6 protein-coding genes, 1 tRNA gene and 1 pseudogene are annotated in these 12142 nt (G+C 49.1%); 4 read left to right on the top strand and 4 right to left on the bottom strand.

Going from position 1 to position 12142, the window contains the following annotated elements; translation table 11 throughout:
• Positions 1-37: 37 nt before the first annotated feature.
• The 3 genes from QM717_RS08775 (at position 38) to QM717_RS08785 (ending at position 8310) form a co-directional block, all read left to right on the top strand.
• The gene (locus QM717_RS08775; RefSeq protein ID WP_415036903.1) at positions 38-2755 is read left to right on the top strand and encodes a reprolysin-like metallopeptidase; all 2718 of its coding nucleotides are present in this window, start codon (positions 38-40) and stop codon (positions 2753-2755) included.
• 96 nt (positions 2756-2851) lie between these two features.
• Entirely contained in the window at positions 2852-5536 is a 2685-nt protein-coding gene (locus QM717_RS08780; protein WP_415036905.1) for a reprolysin-like metallopeptidase, read from the top strand.
• Positions 5537-5631: 95 nt separating this feature from the next.
• Positions 5632-8310 (top strand): reprolysin-like metallopeptidase, encoded by a 2679-nt coding sequence (locus QM717_RS08785; protein ID WP_415036907.1) that lies wholly within the window; start codon positions 5632-5634, stop codon positions 8308-8310.
• 30 nt (positions 8311-8340) lie between these two features.
• Here the strand turns inward: QM717_RS08785 and QM717_RS08790 are convergent, their stop codons facing one another.
• The 4 genes and pseudogenes from QM717_RS08790 to QM717_RS08805 all read right to left on the bottom strand — a co-directional run bounded on the left by QM717_RS08790 (position 8341) and on the right by QM717_RS08805 (position 11667).
• On the bottom strand, positions 8341-8856 hold the full coding sequence (locus tag QM717_RS08790; RefSeq protein ID WP_415036909.1) for a hypothetical protein: 516 nt from the start codon (positions 8854-8856) through the stop codon (positions 8341-8343).
• A gap of 1 nt (position 8857) precedes the next feature.
• Positions 8858-9427: an aminoacyl-tRNA hydrolase gene (pth, locus tag QM717_RS08795; RefSeq protein WP_415036911.1), complete on the bottom strand. Its 570-nt coding sequence runs from the start codon at positions 9425-9427 to the stop codon at positions 8858-8860.
• 503 nt (positions 9428-9930) lie between these two features.
• Positions 9931-10542 (bottom strand): 50S ribosomal protein L25/general stress protein Ctc, encoded by a 612-nt coding sequence (locus QM717_RS08800; protein ID WP_415036913.1) that lies wholly within the window; start codon positions 10540-10542, stop codon positions 9931-9933.
• Between the two features lie 182 nt (positions 10543-10724).
• A pseudogene (locus QM717_RS08805) lies at positions 10725-11667 on the bottom strand (ribose-phosphate pyrophosphokinase).
• Between the two features lie 202 nt (positions 11668-11869).
• Between QM717_RS08805 and QM717_RS08810 the strand changes: the two are divergent.
• Positions 11870-11949: transfer RNA gene (locus QM717_RS08810), tRNA-Leu, on the top strand.
• Positions 11950-12142 lie beyond the last annotated feature (193 nt).

Raw genomic sequence — 12142 nt, forward strand, 5'->3', positions numbered from 1 at the left:
TAGCTTAGCTTTGTTTGCTATTATAACTATCAAAAAAATGAAAAAATTACTACTCTTCTCGATGGTTGTACTTTCGTCCGTACAATTGTCAGCACAAAAAAATGCCTGGAGGAAAGTGAGCCTCGAAAGCGTGGACCAGCTCCAGAGAATCAAGGAAGATTCCTATTCTGAAAGGAAACAGCTTTTCCAGGTCAACGTAAATGCCATCAAGCAGACTTTGGCACAGGCATCAGACAAGCTTTCGACAGCGCCAGGTGTTGTGGTTGAATTTCCCAATATTGATGGCCAAATGGAAAAATTTCAGGTTTGGGAAAACTCCAATTTTGCGCCAGAATTGCAAGCGCAATATCCAGAAATCAGGGCTTACATCGGCAAAAACATGACCGATGGTTCCACGATCCATTTCAGCGTTTCGCCTTTGGGCATCCAAACCATGCTTTTAAGACCGGACAGGACGGCGGAGTTCATCGAGCCTTACACCAAGGACCACGCTACTTACGTATTGTTTGATTCCCAAACAAGAGAAAGAGGAAGGTTGCCTTTCAACTGTGCCACCGAAGACGTAGCCCTGAACAACGACGTTGTTGACGGAATAACCGCAAGATCGAGTAACCTTTCCTACAAGACGATGCGTTTGGCCTTGTCCTGTACAGGAGAATACACGACCTATTTTGGCGGTACGGTAGCCGGAGCGCTCGCCGGAATGAACAATACGATGACCCGCGTGAATGGGGTGATGGAAATCGACCTGGCCATCCACCTCAATATTATCGCCAACAACAACTTGGTGATCTATACCAATGCGGCGACCGATCCTTATTCGACTGCAGCAGTAGGTACGGCGGCGGCCAATGCCGACAATCTGAATGGATGGAACCTCCAATTGCAAAACGCGCTGACCGCACAACTGGGGAACGGGGCGTATGATATCGGACACCTTTTTGGCGCTTCGGGCGGCGGCGGTAACGCGGGCTGCATCGGATGCGTGTGCAGGGATGACGATACCGGGACCAACATGGACAAGAACAAAGGAAGCGGCTACACTTCGCCTTCCAACAATATTCCTGCAGGGGATAGTTTCGATATCGATTACGTAATCCATGAAATGGGACACCAAATGGGGGCCAACCATACCTTTTCGCACAACGTGGAAGGTGCCAGTGTAAATATTGAGCCGGGCAGTGGTTCTACCATTATGGCGTACGCGGGAATTACAGTCGATTATGACGTACAGCAACATTCAGATCCGTACTTCACGTACCGAAGCATCCAACAGATCCAGGACAACATGGCAACTAAGACCTGTCCGGTGAGCACGGCCATCACCAGCAATACCCCGCCAACGGTTACGGCTCCGGCTGATTTCACCGTGCCTTCGGGAACTGCTTACATCCTCAAAGGCGTGGTAACAGATGCAGAAGGCGATACCTTGAGCTACTGCTGGGAACAGAACAACAACGCTTCTTCGGCATTTGACCAAGCGCAGAGTATTTGTTATCCAACCAAAACAGGTGGGCCGAACTATCGTTCCTTCAACCCCAAGACTGTTCCAGACCGTTATTTGCCGGAATACAGCAAAGTATTGGCAGGTCAACTGAGCACTACATGGGAATCGGTTTCATCGGTACAAAGAAGTTTGAGGTTTACCTTGACGGTAAGGGACAACCACGTCGGTGGATGGCAAACCAATACCGATGAGGTAATCATTACTTCTGCGGCTCCTTACAACGGGATCGGTGGTGTTGGACCATTCCAAGTCACTTCACAGAACACAACCGGTGTTTTGTGGGGAGCGCCAGGAACCAACCAAACGGTTACTTGGGACGTGAACAACACGACGTCTTTGCCTGGATCGGCCAACATCAATATCAAATTGTCAACAGATGGCGGACTGACCTGGCCAATTACTTTGGTAGCCGATACGCCAAATGACGGAAATGAAGTAATCACAGTTCCAGCCGTGACTTCAACCAATTGCAGAATTTTGATCGAACCGACCGGAAATGTTTACTATGCGGTCAATTCAAATGCATTCGCGATCGGATATGAATTGGTGACGACTTGTACAACCTACAATTACGATACGCCGTTTACCTTGAACGACAACTCGACATCCTATAACGTCAAGCAAATCAATGTACCTACAGCCGGTACGATCAGCGACGTGAACATCCACATCAATGCGACGCACCCGAACATCCAGAACCTCAATATTGCGGTCATCAGACCGGGAGGATCGATGATGCCTTTGTTCAACCAACAATGCGCCGGTAACGCCAATATGAATGTGACTTTCGACAGCGAAGCCGCTGCTTTTGCCTGCGGAAGCCCGCTGAGCGGAACCATGGCGTTGCCTACCGGAACGCTGGCCGCAATGAACGGTTTCTCGCAAATGGGCAACTGGCAGTTTGGCTTTAGGGATTTGGCTGCCGGCAATGTCGGTACGATCGATTCATTCTGGTTGGAGATTTGTTCGACTGCCTTGGTGCCGCTTAAAGCACAGGAGTTTGACTTCGCGAACTTCGCATTGTATCCAAACCCGAACAACGGAAGCTTTAAAGTAGAATTCAATGCATCGAGCAAAGTGAGCATCCAGGTGCATGACATCAGTGGAAGACGCATTTTCAACAAAGCCTACGACAGCACCGGATTGTTTTCTCAGGAAATCCAGTTGACCAATGCCCAAGCGGGTGTTTACCTGGTTTCGATTGCCGATGGCGACAAGAAGATGGTCAAGCGAATTGTTGTAGAATAATTCCTAAAAACGCAATAGTAAAGCGCCCTGATCCAGGGCGCTTTTTTTATGAAAAAATATTTATATTTGAGGCTATTAACTTTACAACAATCCATGATGAAGAAATTACTATTTTTTGTATCTTTGGCTGTACTGGCTTTTACCGACAGCTACGGGCAGCAATTGTGGCGAAGTACCAACGATGCGGCTATTGCGGGCGAAAGACTGAGCCGTGATTCGCACCCAAGGACTTACCAACTGTATGCACTCGACCTTGATGCGCTCAAAGCCACGCTGGTCAATGCGCCGTCCAGAATGTCTGGACAACAATCCAATGTGATTGTAGATTTTCCTACCCCTAGTGGCGAATTGCAGAAATACAGAATCTATGAAGCCTCGGTGATGCACCCCGATTTGGCGGCAAGACATCCTGAAATCCAGTCCTATGTAGGAAAAGGCATCGACGACCCGACGGCAACCATCCGCTTCAGCCTGACCTTGTTCGGTTTGCACACGATGACCCAATCGGGTAAAACCGGAACCACGTACATCGATCCTTACACCAAGGATTTGAAAAACTACATGGTTTTTTCAAGGGCCGAATTGACGACCAACAAAACATTCCGTTGCGATGTAACCGATACCGATGAGGGCCTGATTCCTGAAATTCCGTCGGACCAAAATGTATTGCGTTCCAACACCAGCGTCTTCATGACCTACCGACTGGCCATGGCCTGTACGATCGAATATGCGGCATTCCATGTCAATGCAGCCGGTTTGGGTGGCGGTACCATTGCGCAGAAAAAAGCGGCCGTACTCGCCGCGATGAATGTAACGGTAAACCGCATCAATAGTGTCTACGAACGCGATTTGTCGGTTACCTTGGAATTGGTACCCAACAACGAAGACATTATCTTCATCACCTCGGATAATTTTGACAACAACAACACCAACAACATCCTGCTCGACCAAAGCCAGACCGCTATCGATGCGGCCATCGGCACGGCCAATTACGACATTGGACATACCGTGAGTACTGGTGGAGGTGGTGTGGCCCAAAGGCCATCGGTTTGTAACCCAACCGGAAAAGCCAGGGGACTCACCGGATTGCCATCGCCTGTAGGGGACGAATACGACATTGATTTCGTGGCACACGAAATGGGCCACCAATTCGGGGGGTCGCATACTTTCAACAGCGACCAGGGCAACTGTGCTCCGCCGAACCGTATGACGACTTCTTCTTACGAACCGGGCAGCGGAACCACGATCATGGGATATGCCGGAATTTGCGCACCACACGATGTGCAGCCGCATTCCGATGCTTATTTCCACGCGCGAAGCCTGATCGAAATCCAGAACGTACTCAATACTTCCGGGAATTGTGCTGCGACGGTTCCCAATGGCAATACACCGCCAACCGTAAGCGCTGGGGACAATTATACCATTCCTTTTGGAACTGCTTTCAGGCTCACCGGTATTGCTACCGACGCCGAGGCGACTGCGCTGACCTATTGCTGGGAGCAGTACAACCAACAGATTTCGACACAGCCACCGGCGGCTACGAGTGTTTCTGGACCGAACTTCAGGTCTTTCGAGCCTTCTGCTTCGGCGACAAGATATTTCCCGGTCTTTTCAAGTGTGTTGGCCAACAACCTGACACCAACTTGGGAAGTAGTTCCAAACGTGGCGCGCCAGATGGTGTTCTCCTTGGTCGTTCGTGACAACGGCGGACCATTGGGCGGACAGACAGAAAGAGCGACGATGACCTTGACTTATGCCAATGCAGGTCCATTTAAAGTGACTTCACAGAGCACCAATACCGAAGCCTGGTTGCAAAATACCACGCACGACGTGACCTGGGATGTGGCCGGAACAACCGCAAATGGAATCAATACAGCGTTGGTCAACATCCGTATGTCTATTGACGGTGGATTGACTTTCCCGTACCTGTTGGCAGAAAACACGCCAAATGACGGCAGTGAAACCGTAACGGCACCGGATGCGGTTTCTACCCATTGTAGGATTATGGTTGAAGCCGTCGGCAATGTATTCTATGCTTTGAATTCAAGGGAATTCCCTGTCGGATACCAAATCCAGACGGTCTGCGATACCTATACTTTCAACACACCTTTTGCGTTGACCGACAACAGTACGGTTTACAATGTCAAGCAAATCGCGGTAGCCAATACCAACACGATAAGTGATGTGAACATCAGAATCAATGCGACGCACCCGAACCTGCAAAACCTCCAGATGGCGGTCATCAGACCGGGCGGAACCATGCAACAATTGTTCAACCAGCAATGTTCTGGCAATGCCAATATGGATGTAGTGTTCGACGCCCAAGGTTCTGCCTTTACCTGTGCAAGCCCAACTACGGGAACTTATGCGCCACCAACGGGTTTCAACCTCAATACGTTCAACGGTTTCAGCCCGAACGGCAACTGGCAGTTTGGTTTCAGGGATTTGGTGGCAGGAAATACCGGAACGATTAATTCGATTGAACTTGAAATTTGTACATTACAACTCGTATTGGGTACGCAAACGTATGATTTTGATCAATTCGCCTTGTTCCCGAATCCGAACAACGGTGATTTTACCGTTCGTTTCAACTCGGCTTCAGGCAATAAGATCAACATTGCCGTGCACGACATGAGGGGCCGTAAGATTTTCGACCAGACCTATCACAATTCGGGATTGTTCAACGAGACCATCAGCCTCAAGAGCAAACAGGCCGGGGTTTACCTGGTTTCGATTGCCGACGGCGACAACAAAATCACCAAAAGGATTATCGTAGAATAAACGACAACTCCAATCAAACGAAAGCGCTCCAAACGGGGCGCTTTTTTATTTAAAAGCAGTATATTTGGATCTTCAACCCACCAAAATAATAAGCTATGAAGAAATTGATACTACTCATTGCACTCGTTTGTTCTTTCGTCCAGGCGCAGTCCCAAGGATTGTGGAGAAGCATAAACAACGAGGCAAATTTCCCGAATAAAATGGACCGGAATTCGCATCCAAGGGAATTCAAACTGTTTGCGCTCGATCTCGACGCCTTGAAAAGCCAACTTGCTCAGGCCCCGAAAAGAGGCCAAGGCCAGCAATCGAATGTCATCGTCAGCTTTCCGAACGCCGATGGACAGATGGGTAAATTCCGCATTTTTGAAGCCCCGGTATTGGCTGCCGAACTGGGCGCCGAACATCCGGGCATCAAATCCTATGTAGGCAAAGGCATCGATGATCCGACGGCCACGATCCGTTTCAGTGTGACCTTGTTCGGGTTGCATACGATGACTTTTTCGGCCAAAAGCGGAACCACCTACATCGACACCTATACCAAAGATCTGAAAAACTACATCGTGTATTCAAGGTCTTCGCTGACCAGCAACAGGACTTTCCAGTGTGGCGTGACCGAAGAAGCACAAGGACTTGTCGAAGAACTTTCGGGAGAAGTGGTACAGATGCGCGCCAACAACAGTCTTTTCAAGACCTACCGTCTGGCCATGGCGTGCACGATCGAATATGCCGCGTTCCACGTCAATGCGGCGGGTTTGAATGGCGGTACGATCGCACAGAAAAAGGACGCGGTATTGGCGGCCATGAACGTGACGATGACGCGTGTCAACGGGATTTACGAAAATGAATTTTCCTTGACCATGGTGATTGTGCCCAACAACCTCGACATCATTTTCATCACTTCGGATGAATTCGACAATGCCAACACCAACAACATTTTGCTGACCCAAAGCCAAACCGTCATCGACGCGGCCATCGGCTCGGCCAATTACGACATCGGACATACCGTGAGTACAGGTGGCGGAGGTGTGGCCAATTTGCAATCGCCTTGTACGGCAAGCAAGGCCCGTGGATTGACGGGGCTACCTTCACCGGTTGGCGATCCGTATGATGTCGATTACGTATGCCATGAGATGGGACACCAGTTTGGCTGTCACCATACCTTCAACGGTGATCTGGGTGCCTGCAACGGCAACAGGAGCAATACTTCCTCATTTGAGCCCGGTAGCGGATCTACCATCATGGGCTATACCGGTTTGTGCGAAAGCCAGAACATCACGGTTTTTTCCGATCCTTATTTCCATGCACGCAGTTTGTTGCAGGCCGCGACATTCATCAACGGGACAGGCAATTGTGCCGAGGCCGTTCCGAATGGGAATACACCGCCAACCGTAGAACCGCTTTCGAATCATACGATTCCTTATGGGACTGCGTTTGTATTGACCGGTTCGGCTACGGATCCAGATGGCGATGCCTTGACCTACTGCTGGGAACAATACAATCCGCAGGTTTCTGTACAACCGCCATTGCCGACCAATGTGACGGGCCCCAATTTCCGTTCGTTGCTTCCGTCGCCATCACCTACGCGATATTTCCCGAAATTTTCGGACGTGTTGGCCAATAACCTTACCCCAACCTGGGAAGTGGTTCCCAACGTGATGCGCCAAATGATTTTTTCGTTGACCGTCAGGGACAACGGGGCGCCGATGGGTGGCCAAACCGAAAGGGAAACGATGACGCTCAACTTTGCCAATACGGGACCTTTCAAAGTGCTTTCACAATCGGCATTGGAAGCCTGGGTACAGAACAGCTCGCAAGTAATCGCTTGGGATGTGGCCGGAACCACCGAAAATGGCATCAATACGGCCTTGGTCAACATCAGGATGTCGGCTGACGGCGGACTGACCTGGCCTTACCTGTTGGCAGAAAACACCCCGAACGACGGATCGGAAACCATTACCGCTCCCGATTTGGTTTCCACCAATTGCCGTGTCATGGTCGAAGCGGTCGGCAATGTTTTCTATGCGGTCAACAGCAAGGCATTCGCGATTGGATATGAAGTGGTCAACACTTGCAACACCTATACGTTTGACACGCCGTTTGCGCTCAATGACGGGTCAGCTTCGTATACCGTCAAAACGATTGCCGTACCGGCTGGCACTGGAACGATAATCGATGTAAATGTACATTACGACATTACGCACCCGAACATCCAAAACCTCAATCTGGCCGTCATTCGCCCGGGAGGTCTATTGACGCCTTTGTACAACCAGCAATGTGCGAGTGGAGCCAATGTGGAGGTGACGTTTGACAGCGAGGCGCCGGCATTTGCTTGCGGATCGGGCACCTTGAATGGCACCATGGCTTTGCCGACGGGGACGCTGGCCGCGATGAACGGTTTCAGCCAACAAGGAACCTGGCAGTTCGGCTTCAGGGATTTGGTGGCAGGAAATGCCGGGACGGTTAATTCGTTTTCGGTGGAGATTTGTAACGAAGGCATTATTTTCCTTTCGGACAAACAATTCCAGTTCCAGGATTTTGCATTGTTCCCGAACCCAAACAATGGCGACTTCAATGTAAAGTTCCGTTCGAATTCCACAAGCAAAATTAACATTGCGGTTCACGACATGCGCGGCAGGATGATTTTCGACCAATCCTACGATCATTCGGCATTGTTCGATCAAACCATTAAACTCAACAATGCGCAGGCCGGGGTTTACCTGGTCTCGATTGCCGATGGCGACCACAAGATCGTCAAGCGAATTGTCATAGAATAAAACAGAAAAGAGTCCGGAAACGGGCTCTTTTTATTTTAGCGAAAATCGGATCTGTTGCGTGACTTGAGGCACTTCGGGAATAGTGAAGTGGAGTTCGCCGTTGTGCTGGGCATCGATAGACAAAGTTCCTTGTTGGACTTTGAAAAGTCCGATTTGTGCTTTATCGCAGAAACAAAACCTGCCGAAAATCATTTTCGTGCTTTGCAATTGCTCGTTGGAGAGATGGATGGCCGTCACCTTTTTATCGAGCTCGAAAACGACTTCTTCATTGTAATTGGCATCCTGCGTATTGTCTTTGGACGTTCTGCTGAATTTGTAGCGAATCACATTTTTATTCGGATTGTCTTCGATGATGTATAGAAGGCTACTGCCTTTGGCACTATTGTCGGCTTGTATGAATAACCCTTTGTTGGGCATGACCGTTATCGTGCAAGTAGCATTTTTGTCGCAGGGTTGTGCCAATGAAACCGCCGTCGGGTTGAAATCCTTTTTGCTGCTACAGCCAAACAACAGGATTGCGAATAAAAAAGGAACAATCGGTTTCATCTTATTTCCCGTTAAAACCACTCATGGTGTGTTCGAGTCCGGCCGTACCGAAGGATCGGATGATGTCGCCAGACAATTCGAGACGTTCCGGTAATTTGGCATTTTCTTCCTCGTTCCACTGGCCGAGCACGTAATTGACCTGCTGGCCTTTCTTGAATTCGTCGCTGATGCCGAAACGGAAACGCACATAGTTTTGTGTGTTGAGCACGAGGTTGATGTTCTTGAGCCCGTTGTGGCCGCCGTCACTGCCTTTGGGTTTGATGCGGATCGTGCCGAACGGCAGGTTCAGATCGTCCGTGATGACCAGGATGTTTTCGAGCGGGATGTTTTCCTTGTCCATCCAATATTGGACAGCTTTGCCCGACAGGTTCATGTACGTATTGGGCTTTAAAAGGAAGAACGTTCGGCCCTTGAACTTGTATTCGGTGAGTTGCCCGAGCTTGACCGTTTGCCAGTCGAGCGATTCCTTGCGCGCGAAAAAGTCGAGGATCTTGAATCCGATGTTGTGGCGGGTGTTGGCATATTCGGCGCCGATGTTGCCGAGACCGACGATTAAGAATTTATTACTCACAATTGATATTGTTTTTTTGGTGTTCGTGACCCGAGCCTGACCCGAGCGATAGCGAACGGGCGAAGCAAAGGCGAACGGATGAAATAATCTTCGATTTCATGGATCGATGTGTTCTTTTTGTTCCGGTTTGGAAAATAGTTGGGTGAACCAGTTCATGGGAGCAAAGATAATGTTTGTTTTGTCATTTGCTACGCCAGTTCGCTTTGCTCGAGTCGACCGTAGGAGAAATCTCGGGATTAGTTCGGCTTCGCCTGAGATTTAGCTACGTTCAGTTCGGTTTTTTAAACCTCGGGTCTCCCTGCGGTCGGAATGACAACGGGACGCCCGCGTTAGGGATGGAAGCAAGGTGCCGTGCACCGCGTACAGCCCGGCCGAAGGCAACGCCCAAATAATCAACCGCAAAGACTCAAAGCTCCCGCAAAGTTCGCCAAGCTTTGCGGTAAAACCAAAAAACAAAAAAGCCCCGTCTTTCAACGAGGCTTTCTTTATAAGGACTAAGTAAATTACTTTTTCTTTCCTTTTGCCGGAGCTCCTTTTGCTGCTTTCGCTGCTTCTTGGGCCGCTTTCATCGCCGCACGTGAAATTCTCACTTGAGCGACAACAGTGTTGTCCGGGTGCATCAATTTGTAGCTGTCCGAAACGAGTTTCGTCACATACATTTTGTTACCCATTTCCATTTCAGAGATGTTGGCCTCCACGAAATCAGGCAAGTTTTTAGGCAAAGCCTTTACTTTGAGTTTGCGTTGGTTGAGACGCAACACACCACCGTTCAAAACCCCTGGAGAAGTACCTGTTACTTTCACCGGAACTTCCATGGTGATTTCCTTGGCATCGTTCAATTGGAAAAAGTCGATGTGCAAGATTTTGTCAGATACCGGGTGTACCTGGATGTCTTGCAAAATTGCGTTGTAAGAGTTTTTACCGGCCTCGATCACCACTGTGTGTGCGTTCGGGGTGTAAACCAAGCTTTTGAAGGCTTTCTCTTCTGCTGCAAAATGCACTGGCTTGTCTCCTCCGTATAACACGCAAGGTACCTGTCCAGCATCACGTAAGGCTTTAGTAGCTTTTTTGCCTACGCTTTCTCTTTCTGATCCTTTAATCGTAATCGATTTCATTGTAAAAAATTATAGTTAATAAATATTTATTCTTTTTTTGTTGGGCGTTGCGCTCTCCCGAAGCGTCGGGATCGCGCCGCGCTTTCCGCTGCAATCTTTTTTAAAAGAGATTTGCCTCCGCTAAGCTCCGGCGAATCCTTTTAAAAAAGGATTTCCGCTTCTATCGCTAACGCGGTCGTGAACTACATCAGGAACTTCCCGCTGATCGAACTGTTGTTCTGTACCATCTTCATCACATCGGCGAACAATGGCGCGCAGCTCACTACTTTTATTTTTGGCGATTGTTTCTTGAGCGGAATCGAATCCGTCACAATCAATTCGCTCAATTGCGATTTTTCAATCTTTTCATACGCCTCCCCAGACAAAATCGCGTGCGTGCAGATTGCCCTGACACTCAAAGCGCCTTTTTCGATCATGAGGTCGGCGGCTTTGGCGAGCGTTCCCCCGGTGTCGATCATGTCGTCCACCAAGATTACATTCCGGCCTTTCACTTCTCCAATCAGTTCCATCGTGTCGATCACGTTGGCCGCTTTCCTTTGCTTGTAGCAGATTACGACATCCGACTCCAAGAATTTCGAATACGCATACGCCCTTTTCGAACCGCCCATATCGGGTGACGCAATCGTCAGGTTGTCGAGGCTCAGGCTTCTCACATACGGCAAAAAGATTGTCGATGCAAAAAGGTGGTCCACCGGTTTTTCGAAAAACCCTTGGATTTGGTCGGCGTGCAAATCCATCGTCATGATTCGGGTCGCGCCGGCCGTTTCCAACAATTTGGCTACGAGCTTGGCCCCAATCGGAACGCGCGGTTTGTCCTTGCGGTCCTGACGCGCCCATCCGAAATAAGGAATCACGGGCGTGATGTGGCGTGCCGAAGCACGTTTGGCTGCATCGATCATGAGCAACAGCTCCATCAAATTGTCCGAACTTGGAAAAGTCGAACACACGATGAACACGCGGATTCCGCGAATCGACTCCTTCGAAAGAAGGCTGGAATTCGCCATCACTATATTTAGAGAACGTAACCTTACCGAGCGGAATGCCGTATTGTTCGGCGATTTTTTCCGCTAAATAAGTGCTTTGTGAACAGGCAAAAATCTTTGCTTCTGGTTCGTTGTAAGACATTGTTGTGTAGTTAGTTAGTTGTGCGTCGTTTTAACGAGGTGCAAATTTAGAAATAAAAATCAACTCTGAAAGGATATTTTTGACAATTTTTTTTTTGGATTGCAATATATTTTTCTACATTTGCACCGTGTTTAAAAACAAGCAACGTTTTTCGTTGTGCGTTTAACGCGATAAACCAACTGTTGTTGGTTTTGTCTGTCAAGCCCGGATGGCGGAATTGGTAGACGCGCTGGTCTCAAACACCTGTGGGAAACCGTGCCGGTTCGACTCCGGCTCCGGGTACAAAAAGCTCCTCGAATGAGGGGCTTTTTTCATTTAGGAGCGAGTCAAACTTTTCTGTTTGGGCGGCTCCGGGTACAAAAAGCTCCTCTAATGAGGGGCTTTTTTCATTTAGGAGCGAGTCAAACATTTTTTGTTTGGCGGCTCCGGATACAAAAGCCTCCGATTTTTCGGGGGCTTTTTTCATTTCTACCGG

It is taken from the genome of Flavobacterium sp. (assembly GCF_047602195.1).
Taxonomy (GTDB): Bacteria; Bacteroidota; Bacteroidia; order Flavobacteriales; family Flavobacteriaceae; genus Flavobacterium.